Raw genomic sequence first — 15,509 nt, forward strand, 5'->3', positions numbered from 1 at the left:
TCCACATGCTGATCGGGCCCGGTCGATGGAGTCCCCGGGGGCCGTCCGGTCGTTCCGGGACGCCCTGTCGCCGCCGCCGGTCCGACGTTCCGCCGCCGACCATCGTGGACCGATCGACTGTGGACCCCGAACGGGGCCACGGGACGCACCGACGGTTCCGATTCGTGCCCACCTGCCGCGTTACCGACAGAGGCGGAATCGACGTTGGGAGCGCGCTCATCTACCCTCAGGGCAGATCCGACCCACGTCGTGGGCCGGCACCGGTTCGGCAGCCATGGGTGTCGTGGTCTCCCCGCCAGTATTCACCGACCATGGCCCTGTTCGGAGGGATCGAAGCGTTGACGAGCGACAAGGCGGCGCCGCCGGGCGTCGACACCACCCGACCCAGCATCGCCCGGGTGTACGACTACTACCTCGGCGGCAAGGACAACTTCGCGGTCGACCGGCACGCCGCCCAGATGGCGATGCAGGTCACCCCGGACGGTCCGGAGGCCGGGCGGGCCTGCCGGGCCTTCCTGCGCCGGTCGGTCCGCTACCTGGCCGCCGAAGCCGGCATCCGCCAGTTCCTCGACCTCGGCTCCGGCCTGCCCACCCGGGGCAACGTGCACGAGATCGCCCACCAGGTCGACCCGGACGCCCGGGTGGTCTACGTGGACAACGACCCGATGGCCCTCGCCCACGGGCGCGCCCTGCTCGCCGACGCCCGGACCACCACCGTGGTCGGGGCCGACGTGCGGCAGCCGGACGAGCTGCTGGCGGAGATGCGCGACCGCAAGCTGATCGACTTCGACCAGCCGGTCGGGCTGCTGCTCCTGGCGATCCTGCACCACCTGCACGACGACGACGACCCCGCCGGGGTGGCCCGCCGGCTGATCGACGCCCTCCCCTCCGGCAGCTACCTGGCCATCTCGCACTTCTACGACCCGGGTGCGGCCCAGCCGGAGGTCTCGGCGAAGGCGCGGGCGGTGGAGAAGGTCTTCAACGAGACGCTGGGCACCGGACGGTGGCGCACCCGCGACGAGATCCTGAGCTTCTTCGGCGGCCTGGAGCTGGTCCCGCCCGGGCTGGTCCCGCTGGCCGAATGGCATCCGGACGGCGAGGAGGACACCAGGCAGACCGCCACCTACCACACGATCGTCGGTGGGGTGGCCCGCAAGGTCTGAGCACGGGTGCTGTCGTCGGCGACGCGACCGGCCCCCACCCCGGGGGCCGGCCCGGCCGGCGGCACCCCCTCGGGCACGCCACCGGCCACGGTCGGCGTCAGTAGCAGGTGTTCATCGCCGCCCGCACCTCGGCGAGGGTGGCGTCGGCCACCGCCCGCGCCCGCTCGTTGCCCTCGCTCAGGACGGCCCGCAGGTGGGCCCGGTCCTGCCCGTACTCGGCCCGGCGGGCCCGGATCGGGGCCAGGTACTCGTTGACCGACTCGGTGACGACCTTCTTGAGCGCCGCCGCCCCCGCCGACCCGATGTCGGCGGCCACCTGCTCCGGGCTGCGCCCCTGACACAGGGCCGCCAGCAGCAGCAGCGACGACACCTCCGGGCGGGTGGCCGGGTCGTAGCTGATGTGCCGCTCCGAGTCCGTCTTCGCCCCCTTGACCAGCCGGGCGGTCTCGTCGACGGTGGCGGCGAGCGTGATGGCGTTGTTCCGGCTCTTGCTCATCTTGGTGCCGTCCGTGCCGAGCAGCAGCGGGGCGCTCGACAACAACGCGTCGGGCTGGGGGAACACCACCGAACCGGCGCCGTACCGGTCGTTGAAACGACGGGCGATCGTCCGGGTGAGTTCGAGGTGCGGAAGTTGGTCCTGGCCGACCGGAACCAGATTCGCCTTGCAGAACAGGATGTCGGCGGCCTGGTGGACGGGATAGGTGAACATCAACCCGCTGACGGCGGACTGCCGCGAGTGTGCGATCTCGTCCTTGACGGTGGGATTGCGGTTGAGTTCCGACACCGAGACCAGGCTGAGAAACGGCAGCATCAACTGGTTGAGTGCCGGCACCGCCCCGTGCGTGAAGATCGTGCTGCGGGCCGGGTCCACCCCGATGGCCAGGTAGTCCAGGACCAGTTCCTCGACGTGCTGGAGCAGATTGTCCGCCACGTCGCGGTCGGTGAGGACCTGGTAGTCCGCGATGACCACGAACAACTCCACCCCGAGTTCCTGGAGCCGGACCCGGTTGTGCAGCGTGCCGAAGAAGTGACCGAGGTGCAGGCGGCCCGTGGGGCGGTCCCCGGTGAGCACCCGGAACCGCCCCGGGTCCTTGCGGATCAGCTCCTCCAGCACGGCGCTGCGGGCCTGCGCGGCGGACGTCCCGAGCGTGTCGGTCGGCCCGGCGCAGGCAGCGGCACCGGCGTCTTCGGTCTGGGGTACGGCGGTATTCACAGGATCTCCTGAAGGGTCGGTCTCGACGCCATGATTGCACGGCGCGCGCATCGGGGAACGGCAAAGGGACCCCGGTCCGAAACGGCGTCACGGCCTCCCGGGCACGGACCACCGAACTGACCTCGGCCGTTGGCCCGGACCCGACGGACGGCCCACCCTCACTTCTGCCCGACGGTCCGGGATATGCGCGTGGCGAGCAGTTCGTGCAGCATCCCGTGCAGCGGTGCCGGCCGTCCGGCCCGCCCGGCCAGTCGGACGACGGCACCCGTCCAGGCATCGAACTCCGACAGTCTCCCGGTGAGGATGTCCCTTTGCAGCGAGGTGGTGCTGTCCGCCGGTTGCCGGTCCATAAGCGCCACCGCCGTATCCACCGCGTCCGGCGGCAGCGCGATTCCGAGCGCAATTCCGGTCTCGTATATCTCGCGCATGCCCGTGACCAGCATCCGGCGGGTGCCGGGACGGGAACGGAGTTCGCCGACCGTCGCCCCGCCGGTGGCCGCGCCGAGGCTGCCGACGGGCACCACCAGCAGGAACTTCGCCCACAGCGCGGCCCAGATGTCGCCCGGTTCCAGCACGTCCACCCCCGCCCCGCGCAGCAGCCCGCGCAGGCGGAGCACCCGGTCGGACGTGCCACCGTCCCACTCCGCGAAGCCCAGCGCCCCCGGCGGACCGTGGTAGCGCACCTCGCCCGGCGCGGCGGGGGTGGCGACCACCCGGGCCAGGCCGGGCAGCACCCGGGCACGGCCGAGCCGGGCCGCCACCTGCTCCGGCGCCTCGACCCCGTTCTGCACGGTGACCACCCCGGTGTCCGGGCCGACCAGGGGGGCCAGCGCGTCCAGGACCGGGGGCAGGTGCGGGGTCTTGACGCAGAGCAGCGCATAGTCGACGGGACCCAGGTCGTGCGGGTCGTCCGACGCGCGCAGCGCCGGGGCCACCCAGTCCCCCGCGTCGCCGGTGACCCGCAACCCCGTGCGGCGCAACGCGGCGAGCGTCGTACCCCGGGCGAGGAACCGGACGTCGTGCCCGGCGGCGGCGAGGCGGCCACCGAGGTGCCCGCCCACGCCGCCGGCCCCGACCACGGCGATGCTCGCGCCCACCGGCGGGCCGTCCCCGCCCGCCGGCCCGGCGTCGGTACGACCCGCACCGGCGTCCACCCGCGACCGGGCCGTCATCGGGGCAACCGCCTGCCGACCCGCAGGGGGAGCGCCTCCAGGCCCCGGCTCAGCGAGCTGTCCGCCACCCAGACCACCTTGTCGGCGGGCACCGCGAGGGCGAGGTCCGGCAGGCGGCGCAGCAGGGTGGCGAAGGCGATCTCGCCCTGGAGCCGGGCCAGCGGGGCCCCGATGCAGAAGTGCGTGCCGTGGCCGAAGGACAGGTGCCGGTTCGGCGAACGGGTGACGTCGAACCGTTCCGGGTCGTCGTACACCTCGGGATCGTGGCCGGCGGCGGAGAGCGACAGGTGTACGAAGCTGCCTTGGGCGATGTCCACCCCACCGAGGCACATGTCCTGCGTGGCGACCCGCAGCGAGGCCCAGCCCGCCGACCCCTCGTAGCGCAGGATCTCCTCGATCGCCCCGGGGATCAGGTCGGGGTCGGCGCGCAGCATCGCGAGCTGGTCGGGATGCCGCAGCAGCAGCAGGGTGCCGTTGCCGACCATGTTCGCGACCGTCTTGTGCCCGGCGATGATCAGCAGCAGGATCGTCGACAGCAACTCCCGGTCGGTGAGCGCGTCGTCGTCCCGGGCCCGGACGAGTTCGCTCAGCAGGTCGGTGCCGAGGTTCGCCCGCCGCTGCGCCACCAGGGCGGTGAAGTAGTCGGAGAACTCGTCGCTCGCCGCCTTCAGCTCGCTCTCCGCGTGCTGCAACGGGTCCTGGCTGAGCACGTAGCTCCACCGCTGGAACAGCGGCCGGTCCTGCACCGGGATGCCCAGGTACTCACAGATGACGATGAGCGGCAACGGCAGTGCGAACGCGGTCACCAGGTCGATCTCGCCGCCGTCGGGGAACGCGTCGATGAGGTCGTCGACGACGGCCTGGATGCGCGGCCGGAGCCGGGCGACCACGGCGGGCAGGAACGCGCGGCTGATCGGCTTCTTGAGCCGGGTGTGCTTCGGCGGGTCGGCGAAGCCCAGGTTGCCGACGACCAGCAGGCTGTTGGTCGCCGCCTTGTCCCGGTACCGGGCGGGCAGGTTCTCGATCTGCTTGGACAGGCGTGGGTCGCCGAACGCCTCCTCGACGACCCGGTTCGCGAGGACGGCGTACGCCTCGGCGCCGGGCGGGACGTCCATCCGGTGCACCGGGCACCGGGAGCGCAGCTCCGTCGTCGCCGCGTGGGGCGAGTCCCCCGGATCGGTGAAGTACGTCGTGGGCAGCACCTCCGTCATCGTGACCCCCGGCCTCCCGGCTCGCCGCTGCCACCGGCCACCGCCGGGATGATCCAGACCAGGTCGTCCCGGCCGACCTTCGTCTCCAGGCCGTCGAGGCCCCTGATGTCGTCGTCGTTGAGGTAGACGTTGACGTAGCGCTTGACCCGCTGGTCCCCGTCCACGATCTTGTCGAGCAGCCCCGGGGCGGCGCGGTCGAGCCGGACGAGCACCTCGCGGATGCTGTCGCCCTCGACGGAGAACAGCCGCCGACCGCCGGTCAGCGTGTGGAAGGCCGCCGGGACCTTGACGGTCACGACGGGCACCGGCGACGGTGTGCCGGTGCCGTGGGCAGATTCGGACATGACTGGGTTCCCTCCTGGACAGGTCTCCTGACGTCACCGGCGCGGTCGCGGCACGGTGGTCAGGGTGGAAACTCGATCTCGATCTCGGTACGCAGCTCCGCCGGCAGGCGTACGTCGAGCGGCTCGCACCCCTGCGGTCCGGGCCGCCACCCCGCCACCCGGTGGATCAGCCGGTCACCGTCGGCCCGGACGTACCAGATCACGTTCACCGGCCAGCCGGACTGGCGGAACAGGTACTCGTCCATCCCGGTGGGCTGCTCGCTGAGTCGTTGCCGGCGTTCGTGCGGCGGGCCGATCTCGTGCCAGTTCGGGTGGGAGTGCACCGAGCCGAGCAGTTCCCGACCGTTCACGGAGTGCTGTTTGATGGCCCGCAGCACCCCCTCGTCGGCGCACCAGAACCCGCGTTCGGTGTCCCGGTAGACCTCGCCGAAGCGGGGGGCGATCCGCTCCTCGAACTCGGCGATGACGCTCTCGTCCCGCCCCCGGACGTTCGGCACGAACTCGATGTCGGTGACGGTGATCGCGGCGTCGTCCACCTGCCCGAACAGCAGCGCCGACGCGCGGGGCGGGTGGTGGGGCACGCCGTCGGCGTCCCGGCTGTCCAGACACCGCCGGTACTCCCGTACGGCATCGGCGACGAAGCGGCGCGCGGCGGCGGGAGCGAACCGGACCACCCGGGGCAGGTCGCCCGGCCCGCCCGGGACGGGGTCCGCGTCGGCCGGGTCGGACGCGTCGTCGCGCTTCTTCCCGGCCGAGGCCAGGGTGCCGCCCAGCAGGGCCGCGCCCAGCGGCCACGACCGCATGTGCACCGGCAGGGTCACGCAGTGGTCGCCGAGGCGCAGCAGCAGCCCGTCGTCCACCAGCCGGCGGGCGGCGGCGGCCTCGGCCGGCCCGGCGGTCAGCTCGGCCCACGGGCAGCCCGGCAGCGCCCGGAGGAAGACGTCGATCCGGGTGGGGTCGTCCAGGACGAGCCGGCGCACGGGCCGGTGACGCTGGTCGACGACGGCCAGGAACCCCGGGCCCCGACGGAAGTGGAGCAGGCCGAACGTGCGGGTGGAGCGCCACCCGTCGACCGCCGTGGTCCCGCTGCCGCGCACCGTGGCCCGCACGGGGGCGGGCAGGTGGTCGAGGTGCCGCACGAGGTGCCGCCGCTGCGCGTCCAGGACCAGCGACCAGGTGACCGGTACGCCGATCGAGGAGCACTCGCGCAGCAACGCGACGATCCGCGCGGCGGTCCGGTCGGGCAGTGTGGACAGGTCGACGGGTTCCGCCAGCCGTACCCCGCCGACGGGGACCCGGGTCAGCAGCTCCGCGAACTCCCCGCTGGTGGGCAGCTCCGCCGGGTCGAGGGTGAGCATGGCCGGCCGCCCGCCCGCCGGGACAGGTGTGCCGGGGGCCCGTAGGTCGTCGATCGTCAGTGACGTGCTCATCGGGACGCCACCACCTCCCTGCCGTCGATCAGCTTCCGCCGGTACGGGTCGACGTCGAGCGCGACGGCGACGTACCGTTCCTCGTCCTCGAAGGCCAGGCCACGGTCGACGAACCAGCGGAGCATCCGGTCGAGCCCGTCGGCGGTGACCCGGTGCCCGCTGTCGGCGAGCCGTCGGGCGATGCCCGCCCGGCCGGCGACCTGGAACATGCCGAGGTAGACGTTGCTGTGGACGTCGTCCAGCTCGATCGTCTCGGTGGGCCAGCTCGCCCGGCGGTCCTCGATGGTCACCCGGCCCCGGTCGTCGACCCGGTAGGACAGGTCGCCGCCCCGGTACGCCTGCGCCCAGCGTTCGACGCCCTGCTTCAGCTCGTCCTCGATCGGGCCGACGATGCCCTGGTCGCGGGTGTCGAAGAGATAGACCAGGTCGTACAGCTCGTCGCGTGGGACCTGGTAGATGAAGTCGTATATCTCGGCCGGCCGGCGGTACATGAACCCCTGGGTCGGGTCCTCGAAGTAGGGACTGAAGCGTTCCAGCGCTATCCGCCAGGCTCCGGTCGGCGGTTGGAGGTGTTCCAGGGTGGCGAACTTGCCCAGCAGCCGCCGGTAGTCGTCCTCGGTCTCGCCGGGGAAGCCGTAGAGGATGTTCCAGGTGACGTTGAGGCCGAGGTCGTGACCGTCGCGCAGCATCCGGACGTTGTGCGCGGCGCTGACGCCCTTGTCCATGAGGCGCAGCACGTGGCTGCTCAGGCTCTCGATGCCGGGCTGTACGTAGGTGACGTTCGCCTGTTTCAGGGCGCGCAACTGCTCCCGGGTCATGTTGGACTTGATCTCGTAGTGCACCCGCAGGTCGCAGTCGAGGGCGGCCATCGCCGGAATGGCCGTGTTCAGGTACTTCATGTCGAGAATGTTGTCCACCATGATCAGGTCCAGGACGCGGTACCGCTGCGCCAGTTCCACCACCTCACCGGCGATGCGGTCGGGGGCCTTGCTGCGGAAGTCGATGTTCGATCCGTTCAGCCCGCAGAACGTGCACTGGTGGACCTCACCCCACCAGCAACCCCGCGAGGTCTCCAGGACCACCATCGGCCGGACCTGGGGCGCGAACGACGTCTCCGCCAGGGCCCGGAAGTAGCTGTCGTAGTTGGGCGCGGGCACCATCGCGAACGGCAGCGCGCCACGTGCCGGCGGATTCACCACCGTCCGACCCTCATGCCGCCAGCTCAGCCCCGGCACGTCCGCGAGGTCGGCGCCCGAGGCGATCCGGTCGAGCAGCATGGGCAGCGAGCGTTCGCCCTCGCCGCTGAGCACGAAGTCGAGTTGGGGGAAGTTGCGGTGCAGCGCCGGGCCCTGGAGCCCGTCGCAGTTGCTGCCGCCCATCGCGGTGCGGATGCCCGGCACGAGTCGCTTCAACTCCCGCGCCAACGCCAGGGAGGGCACGTTCTGCATGAAGGTGCTGGTGAAGCCGACCAGGTCAGGAGGGTCGGCGGCGATCTGTTCGGCGAGCCGTCGGACGAACCCGCGGGCGTACCGCTGCATCGCGACGGGGGCGTCCGGGTCCACGCCACGCTGCCTGAGGAACTCGGCGAACTCGGGGACCCGGTAGCTGTCGACGTCGTACAGCGCCGGGGTGAAGACCCAGTCGCCGACGCCGTGGAACACCTGGTCCGCCACGTTGCCGTAGTCGGTCGGGGTGAGGGTGCCGCCGCTCTCGACGAGCAGGTGCTCGGCCCACCGGAGGTTGGCGTACAGTTCGTCGATCTCCCAGTCGGCGGCGTGCCTCCGGACACACTGCCCCAGGATTCCCAGCGCGCTGGACGGGGTGTCGAGACCCTGCCAGGGCATGGCGACCATCAGGAGCTTCACGGTATTCCACCCAGCTTCTTCCGTCGCGGTCGATAATGTTCGGTCCTCTCACGGGGCACGCGGCACCGCAATTCGCAGACCGCTGCCCGATCTTTTCCGCGGTGGTTCACCGACAATGTGCCGGTGCGCTGCCGCAGCGCGCCGGCCCGTGCCGCGAGGGGGGACACGGGGAGGCGTTCGGAGCAATTTTCGGTGGCTGTCGGCCGGCTTGCTGCGCCGTCCCGGGCGGGGTGGCCGACGCTCACCACCGGGCCTGTCGCACTGCCGGACCGCCATCACGTCAGCCCTGTCGTACGACCTCCAGCCTTAACACACGTTAACGCTGGAATTGATGACGGTCAAGTGAAGTTGTCGCCAGGCAAGGACCCGTGGGATTCTCGGCTCCGACATTCTCGATAATGGCGAATGCGAGCATGAGGCACGCTTCAGCAATTTCTGCCAGGGCAGATGTTGAATGGTCAACCGCCATCGGAATAATTGATCGGAACTGCGGCGCTGTCGCGGCGGACCGCCCGCACGGGGGGGCACCCGTGACCGACCCCCCGACCGCCGACTGATGGTCTAGCCTCCGAGAGACAGATACACCCCCGACGATCCGGCGGAGGACACGATGACCATTCGGCGACATCTGCTGCGTACGCTCGCGGCCGGCGTGGCGGCGACGACCCTGACGGCCCTGGCACCGGCCGGGACGGCGCAGGCGGCCTGCACGACGAGCAGCTTCACCGTCGTCTGGGACTACGCGGGCATGTACACCGCGCCCAACGAGGCGACGCTGTACGGCACCCGCCGCTACGGGCAGGTCGTCACCGGCCCGACCGGCAACACCGCCAACGGCTGGACGCTGACCTACGACTACTGGAACGGCCTGCCGCTCTGGGCGTACATGAAGGACGCCGCGTTGCAGTACCGCGGCTGCGCCTGACCCGCCCGGCCGCTGCGGGCACCGATCCGGCTGCGGGCCCGCGCCGGTCCACCGTCGGACCGGCGCGGGCCCGGTGCTCAGCGGCGGGCCAGCCAGACCGTCCGCTCGGTCCGGACGCTGAGGTCGTCGCGGCCCGGCAGCTCCGCCACGGCCGCGTCGAGGGCGGCGAGGTCGGCCGGGGAGAGCCGGTCCGCCAGCCCGTGCCGCATCCGGCCCAGCGAGACCTGTGCGTAGCGGACGGCGGCGGCCGGCAACGGGGGGCGCAGGTCGATGTCGAAGCGCCGCTCGGTCACCGAGCGGAAGCCGGCCTGCGTCATCCGCTCCCCCCAGTTCTCGTGCATGTGCAGGCCCGCCTCGCGCCGACGCTTCGCCGCCTCGTCGTGCACCCGCCGCTCCACCTGCTCGCCCGGCGTGCCGGTGAGGAAGCGGGGGAACGCGTCCACCTCGGCGACCACCAGCAGCCCGTCCGGCCGCAGCGCGCCGAACGCGGAGGCGAGCGCGGTCGCCGGATCGGCCAGGTGGTGCAGGGACGCGGCGGCCCAGATCACCCCGGCCGGCCCGAGGTCGGGCCAGGGCCGGTCGAGGTCGGCCTGCACGGTCCGGATCCGGTCGCCCAGCCCGGCGGCGTCGGCCCGGGAACGCAGGTGGGCCAGCATCTCCGGGGAGAGGTCGACCGCGGTCACGGTGGCACCGGGCAGCTCCCGGGCGAGGGCGAGGGAGGCCGTGCCGCTGCCGGCCCCCAGGTCGACCACGTGGGGCTGCCCGACGGCCTCCCGGCCGACCCAGCCGATCACGTCGCGGAAGTAGTCGTGCAGGACCTCGGCGTCCAGGTCGAGCAGCTCGATCAGGTGGTCGTGTGCCATGGGGCGACGGTAGCCGGGCCATGCCCGTGCGGCATAGCATCTTGCGCATGAAGCAAGACAGGGATCTGGAGGACCTGGTCCGCCAGCGCGTACGCAGCCTGCGGCTGGCGCGCGGCTGGTCGCTGGAGGAACTGGCCCGACGCTGCCTGATCAGCCCCTCCACGCTCAGCCGGATCGAGACCGGGCACCGCCGGATCGCCCTGGACCAGGTCGCCACCATCGCCCGGGTGCTCGGCATCACGCTCGACCGGCTGGTCGGGTCCGACGCCGACGACGACGTCGTGATCCGCCCGCACTGCGACGAGAACCGGGGCGTCACCACCTGGTTGCTGTCCCGGGACAGCAACCAGACGGTCGCCAAGCTGCGGATCACCCGGGACGTCCCGACCGACCTGCGGGTGCACCCGGGGCGGGACTGGTTCACCGTGCTGTCCGGCACCGTCGAGCTGCGCCTCGGCGAGCGGACGATCCTCGTCGGCACCAACGAGGCCGCCGAGTTCTCCACCCTGGTCCCGCACGCGTTCGGCGCGCACGACGGCCCGGCCGAGATCCTCTGCATCCTCGACCACGAGGGCGAGCGCAGTCACCTGGGCCCGCACCACCACCCGCCGCCGGTCAACCGGTGATCACCGGCCAGGCGTAGGCCAGCAGGGCGCACGCCGCCCCGAGCAGGGCGAGCGAGACGCCACGGCTGGGGATGGGCAGCGCGGCGAGCACGATCAGGATGACCGCGACGACATAGAGGAACGCCTGTACCGACATGACACTCTCCTCGACGGTGGGCTGACGGACGGTGCCGTCTCTACCCCCACCGACCCGGTCGGGAAACCCGTGTCCGGCGCAGGACCGGGTGCCCGACCCTCCGGACCGGACGGTGCCGGCCGGGGACCGCTCGGCCCCCGGCCGGCACCGCCCGTCGGCGGTCGCCGCAGCCGGGTGTCAGCAGCCGAGCCGCTTGGTGGACAGCGCGATGTCGTCGATCCAGAGGTTGAACTCGCCAGGCGTCGTGCCGCCCTGGTAGAGCTGCCAGCCGATCTTCACGGTGTCCACCGTCGGCAGGACGAACGGGACGTCGTTGCCGCCGTGGTCGGTGGTGGAGGCGGTCAGCTCCGGGTTCGCCACCCCGTCGATCCACACCGCGACCCGGTTGTCCGTCGGGTCGAGCTTCCACTCGAAGCACTGCCAGGTGTCCTCGACGACCGGGGCCGACTCCCGCCAGTTGGTCCAGTCGCCGGTCGGGCCGCCGTCCGCGCCCACCCCCCAGAAGGTGCCGGGGACGGTGGGCGCGTACTGGCCGCCGATCGGGCGGACGACCTCCGAACTGCCGCTGCCGGTCGCCTCCACCAGCGTGAAGTGCGCCCAGTCCGGGGCGGTGGGGAACGCGTCGACGCGCAGCCGCATCCGCCCGTAGAAGCGGTTGCCCGGCGCGGCGAAGTCGTCGACGCGCAGGAAGGCCCGGCCGTTGTCGACGGTCCGGACGTGCAGCACCTGGTTGCCGTGCTTGGCGCGCTCCACCGTGAGCGTGCCGTGGCGGGTGTCGACGCCCCACTTCAACGTGCCCGGCCCCCCGGGAGGCAGGCGCTCGAAGTCCTCGCAGAACAACAGGTCGCGGTGGCACGTGCGCGGGGCGGCGTCCGAGACACCGGCCGGGACGCTGCCGGCGGTGACGCCGAGGATCAGGGCCGCGGTGAGTACCGCGAGGGAACTGCGCATGGTCGTCCTCCAGGAAGGGGGTGATCGCTGCCGGATGGGCGGGCCGGTGGAACTGCCGGCCGGCGGGTCGACCGCCAGTCGTCGTGGCGGTGGCCGGCGTACGGCACGCGCCGGTCGAGGCAACGTGCGGCCGGCACCGCGCTGCTCCCGCGTACACCGGTTCCCCAGCGCGGTTGCCCCCGTGCTGCGGTGCTGTGAGCCATTCCAGCACGCCCGTCCCGCCCTAGCAATATCGACAACCATCAGCACAGCTCACCCCGGCGAGGCGACCGGCCGGGCTGACCGGCGACCCGGGTGAGGGCCCCGCCGGTCAGCCCGGCGGGGCCCTCGGGTGCTCATCCGCTGCGGCGTTGCACCGCAGCCGGGCCGGTCAGTTGCAGGTGGTGCCGTTGAGCGTGAACGGTGCCGGGACGGTGGGGGACCCGCTGGCGGTGAAGCCGAAGCTGACCGCCCCGTTGGTGGGGATGCTGGCGTTGTGGCTCTCGTTGCCCACCGTGACCGCCGCGCCGGTCTGCTGGAAGACCCCGTTCCAGTGGCCCTGGACCAGCTGGCTGCCGGGGAAGGTCCAACCGAGCGACCAGCCGTTGACGGCCGGGCCGTCGTTGTAGACGGTGACGCTGACGTTGAAGCCGGTGTTCCAGGAGTTGGTCACCACGTACGACACCCGGCAGCTGCTCGCCAGGGTGGTGGCCGGCCGGATGTCGCCGTAGTCGTCCCGGGCGGTGGCGAAGTCCTGGAAGCCGAAGCCGGGACCGGCCGACCGGGTGGTGGTGCCCGCCGCGAGGACGGTGCCGTTGGCGTTGACCGAGTAGACCGGCCCGCCGCTGTCGCCGCCCCGGGCCGACTCGTCGCCGTCGAGCTGGGTGGCCTCGACCAGGTCCTCGATGTCGTCGTAGTGGAAGTCGACCCGCAGGTTGCAGACCGGCCCGCCGATCTCACCGGCCGAGGTGTACCCCGACTGGCAGAGCAGCTGCCCGGGGAAGACCTCGGTCCAGCCGGTCACCTGGGCACGTACCTCGTCGTTCTGCCCGCCGACGTAGATGTGGCCGCCCGGCGAGGAGGTGGAGACCAGCATGGTGTCGTGGTCGTCGTTGCTGGCCACCGAGTAGCCGATCAGCGTGCCGCTGTTGGTGTTCGTGTTCCACCCGACGTGCCAGGGCTGACCGATGGGGCCGCAGTGTTCCGCGGTGAGCAGGTAGCCCACGTTGGTGGTGTGGTTGCGGACGCCGAAGCCGGCGGTGCAGGCGTACGTGGTCAGCCCGATGCCGATGCCGCCGTCGTACGGCGCGGAGTCGTTGTACCGGGACCGCTCGACCATCCGCTCCCGCACGACGGTGCGGGTGCTGACCCCGGTCGACGGCAGCTTCGGCTGCTTGGCGCCGGCCTTCGGGTCGACGGCGACCTCGATCCCGGAGCCGTCGGTCCGCAGCCGGACGGCGTGCGCGGCGTCCTTCGGGTCGGCGTCGACGACGGGGGTCAGCTTCGCCGCCGCCTTCTTCAGCTCGGCACGCGAGTAGGTGGCCCCGACGACCTCCACCGGGGCGGTACGGCGTGCGGTCGCCACCGCCGCCGCGACGTCACCGGGCAGGGTGCCCTTCCACCAGAGGGTGACGTGGTCGTCCACCAGGCCGATACCGGCGTAGCCACGCGGCGTGCCGGCCTCGACGGCGGTGCGCACGACGTTGGCCGCGTCGACCAGCGGGGCCTGGGCGAGCATCCGGTCCCGGGTCTGCGCCGGGATCAGGTCGAGGATGGAGCGGTCGTTCTCGGCCGTCGGCGCGGTCGCCGGCGCGCCGAACGGCTGGCTGGGGGCGGCACTCGAGGGTGCCGTCAGCGGACCGACCACCACCGTGGCGCCGAGCAGCACGCCGGCGACCACCGAGCGGCGGGTCGCGTTCCAGGTTTGCGTCATGACCCTGAGTCAAGTGACTCCGCCGCTCCGGGAACAGGCAGAAGCATCGGCAAGAATCGACAGGCGGCGTGACGCCGGCCGTGGCCCGGAGCGGATGCCCCGGGCCACGGCCGGCGTCCGGACGGCCCGCTGTCAGGAGCCGGTGCAGGAGAGGTTGCCGGGTGCGGTGCTGCTGTTGCCGTTGACCAGGAAACCGATGGTGGTCGAGGCGTTCGGGTTGATGGTGCCGTTGTAGGAGGCGTTGCGGATGCTGACCGTGCCGCTGGTGCCGGTGTTGCTGCCGTTCCAGACGTTGGCGATGGTCTGCCCGCTGGCCAGCGTCAGCTGCACCGTCCAGCCGGTGATGGCGGTGGAGCCGGTGTTGGCCACGACCACCTCACCCTGGAAGCCGCCGGTCCAGCTGCTGACCGTGCGGTACGTCGCGGTGCAGCCGCCCGGCTGCCCGGTCGGCGGCGGCGTGGTCGGCGGAGCGCTGGTCGGTGGGGTGGTCGGCGGCGTGGTGGGCGGGGTGGTCGGTGGCGTCGTCGGCGGGGTGGTGGGCGGTGGGGTCGAGGTGCCCGGGACCGTGGTGGAGGCCGAGTTGAGCGCGTTGAGGACGGCGGTGTACGCCGGCTTCGGGTTGCTGTTGCGGTCGAACAGCAGCGGGTTCTCGTTGCCCCGCCAGGAGTCGCTGTCCCGGATGCCCCAGGTGGTGATGCCGACGCAACGCGGGACGTTCATGCACGCCTGGGTCAGGCCCTGGTACTGGCTGGTCGAGGCGTTGGTGACGTCGGCCTCGGTCAGCGCCACGTCCACCCCGAGGGCGGCGAAGCTGGACAGCGTCTGCTGGAAGTTGCCCGGCAGCGAACTGCCCCCGGTGAAGTGGGTCTGCAGACCGACGCAGTCGATCGGCACGCCGCGCGCCTTGAAGTCCTTGATCATGTTGTAGACGCCCTGCGTCTTGGCGTACGTCCAGTTCTCGATGTTGTAGTCGTTGTAGCAGAGCTGGACCGACGGGTCGGCGGCCCGCGCGGTGCGGAACGCCACCTCGATCCAGTCGTTGCCGGTGGACTGGAGGTTGGAGGAGCGGCGGGTGCCGTTCTCGGCGTACGCCTCGTTCACCACGTCCCAGGCGTAGAGCTTGCCCTTGTAGTGGGCCATCACGCCGTTGATGTGGCTGATCATCGCCTGCCGCAGCGCGCTGCCGCTCAGGCTGCCCCAGAACCTCGGCTGCTGGGCGTGCCAGGCCAGGGTGTGGCCCCGGAACCGCATGCCGCGCTGGGTGGCCCAGTTGTAGATCGCGTCACCCCTGCTGAAGTCGAACTGCCCGGGGTTGGGCTCGGTCGCGTCCGGCTTCATCTCGTTGACGGCCGTCATCATGTCGAACTCGCGGCTGGCGATGTTCAGGAAGCCGGAGTCGCTGAGCCGGTCCGCCCCCATCGCGGCCCCGAAGTACCGGCCGCTGCGTTCGGCGGCGGCCTTCAGCGTGGTCCCGGGCGGTCCGCTGAGGTCGGCGTGGGCCAGGGTCGCCACGGCCATCGACGACACGGTGATCGCCAGGGCGCAGGCGCCGCCCAGCAGCAGCCGGCTGGCCCTCCTGGTACGGCGTTGCGGTCGAGCGGGTACGTCGTTCATCTGTGCGTTTCCTCCTCGGTGTTCCGTCCGGTCACCGCCGGACGGGCACGCGACCGGTCGACCGCTCGTGGGATCGACGACCGG

At 71.9% G+C, this 15,509-nt stretch carries 14 protein-coding genes; 3 read left to right on the forward strand and 11 right to left on the reverse strand.

The genetic code is table 11. The features are described 5' to 3' along the window. Positions 1-311: 311 nt before the first annotated feature. Positions 312-1,163 carry an SAM-dependent methyltransferase gene (locus tag ACN268_RS20590; protein ID WP_421484595.1) on the forward strand — a complete coding sequence of 284 codons (852 nt, stop codon included), beginning with the start codon at positions 312-314 and terminating at the stop codon, positions 1,161-1,163. Positions 1,164-1,260: 97 nt separating this feature from the next. On the opposite strand, the gene trpS is transcribed toward ACN268_RS20590, so the two are convergent. The 6 genes from trpS to ACN268_RS20620 all read right to left on the reverse strand — a co-directional run bounded on the left by trpS (position 1,261) and on the right by ACN268_RS20620 (position 8,398). Next, positions 1,261-2,277, reverse strand: a complete 1,017-nt coding sequence (gene trpS, locus ACN268_RS20595; protein ID WP_421486947.1) for a tryptophan--tRNA ligase — start codon at positions 2,275-2,277, stop codon at positions 1,261-1,263. Between the two features lie 257 nt (positions 2,278-2,534). After that, on the reverse strand, positions 2,535-3,548 hold the full coding sequence (locus ACN268_RS20600) for a 2-dehydropantoate 2-reductase (protein WP_421484596.1): 1,014 nt from the start codon (positions 3,546-3,548) through the stop codon (positions 2,535-2,537). After that, positions 3,545-4,759 (reverse strand): cytochrome P450 family protein, encoded by a 1,215-nt coding sequence (locus ACN268_RS20605; protein WP_421484597.1) that lies wholly within the window; start codon positions 4,757-4,759, stop codon positions 3,545-3,547. Before ACN268_RS20605 ends, ACN268_RS20600 begins: the two co-directional genes overlap by 4 nt. Continuing rightward, positions 4,756-5,103, reverse strand: coding sequence for a MoaD/ThiS family protein (locus tag ACN268_RS20610; protein ID WP_421484598.1), 348 nt, complete (start codon positions 5,101-5,103; stop codon positions 4,756-4,758). The genes ACN268_RS20605 and ACN268_RS20610 overlap by 4 nt, the downstream gene beginning before the upstream one ends. A gap of 59 nt (positions 5,104-5,162) precedes the next feature. After that, positions 5,163-6,533: a DUF5825 family protein gene (locus ACN268_RS20615; protein WP_421484599.1), complete on the reverse strand. Its 1,371-nt coding sequence runs from the start codon at positions 6,531-6,533 to the stop codon at positions 5,163-5,165. Beyond that, complete coding sequence (locus tag ACN268_RS20620; RefSeq protein WP_421484600.1) at positions 6,530-8,398, reverse strand: RiPP maturation radical SAM C-methyltransferase; 1,869 nt, start codon at positions 8,396-8,398, stop codon at positions 6,530-6,532. Before ACN268_RS20620 ends, ACN268_RS20615 begins: the two co-directional genes overlap by 4 nt. A 610-nt stretch (positions 8,399-9,008) precedes the next feature. Between ACN268_RS20620 and ACN268_RS20625 the strand changes: the two genes are divergently transcribed. Further along, a complete protein-coding gene (locus ACN268_RS20625; protein WP_421484601.1) occupies positions 9,009-9,323 on the forward strand; it encodes a hypothetical protein in 315 nt (104 codons plus the stop codon). 77 nt (positions 9,324-9,400) lie between these two features. Here the strand turns inward: ACN268_RS20625 and ACN268_RS20630 are convergent, their stop codons facing one another. After that, positions 9,401-10,186 carry a class I SAM-dependent methyltransferase gene (locus tag ACN268_RS20630; RefSeq protein WP_421484602.1) on the reverse strand — a complete coding sequence of 262 codons (786 nt, stop codon included), beginning with the start codon at positions 10,184-10,186 and terminating at the stop codon, positions 9,401-9,403. Positions 10,187-10,233: 47 nt separating this feature from the next. On the opposite strand from ACN268_RS20630, the gene ACN268_RS20635 reads away from it, so the two are divergent. Further along, positions 10,234-10,812: a helix-turn-helix domain-containing protein gene (locus tag ACN268_RS20635; RefSeq protein ID WP_421484603.1), complete on the forward strand. Its 579-nt coding sequence runs from the start codon at positions 10,234-10,236 to the stop codon at positions 10,810-10,812. Here ACN268_RS20635 and ACN268_RS20640 read toward each other — a convergent pair. From ACN268_RS20640 to ACN268_RS20655, 4 genes are all read right to left on the reverse strand, one after another. Continuing rightward, positions 10,802-10,948, reverse strand: a complete 147-nt coding sequence (locus tag ACN268_RS20640) for a hypothetical protein (RefSeq protein WP_204925343.1) — start codon at positions 10,946-10,948, stop codon at positions 10,802-10,804. The genes ACN268_RS20635 and ACN268_RS20640 overlap by 11 nt on opposite strands. A 177-nt stretch (positions 10,949-11,125) precedes the next feature. Next, positions 11,126-11,899, reverse strand: a complete 774-nt coding sequence (locus ACN268_RS20645) for a hypothetical protein (RefSeq protein ID WP_421484604.1) — start codon at positions 11,897-11,899, stop codon at positions 11,126-11,128. A 370-nt stretch (positions 11,900-12,269) separates the two neighbouring features. Continuing rightward, a complete protein-coding gene (locus ACN268_RS20650; protein ID WP_421484605.1) occupies positions 12,270-13,811 on the reverse strand; it encodes a cellulose binding domain-containing protein in 1,542 nt (513 codons plus the stop codon). 132 nt (positions 13,812-13,943) lie between these two features. Continuing rightward, complete coding sequence (locus tag ACN268_RS20655) at positions 13,944-15,425, reverse strand: endo-1,4-beta-xylanase (protein ID WP_421484606.1); 1,482 nt, start codon at positions 15,423-15,425, stop codon at positions 13,944-13,946. Positions 15,426-15,509 lie beyond the last annotated feature (84 nt).

Source organism: Micromonospora sp. WMMD735 (assembly GCF_049178995.1).
Lineage (GTDB): Bacteria > Actinomycetota > Actinomycetes > Mycobacteriales > Micromonosporaceae > Micromonospora > Micromonospora wenchangensis.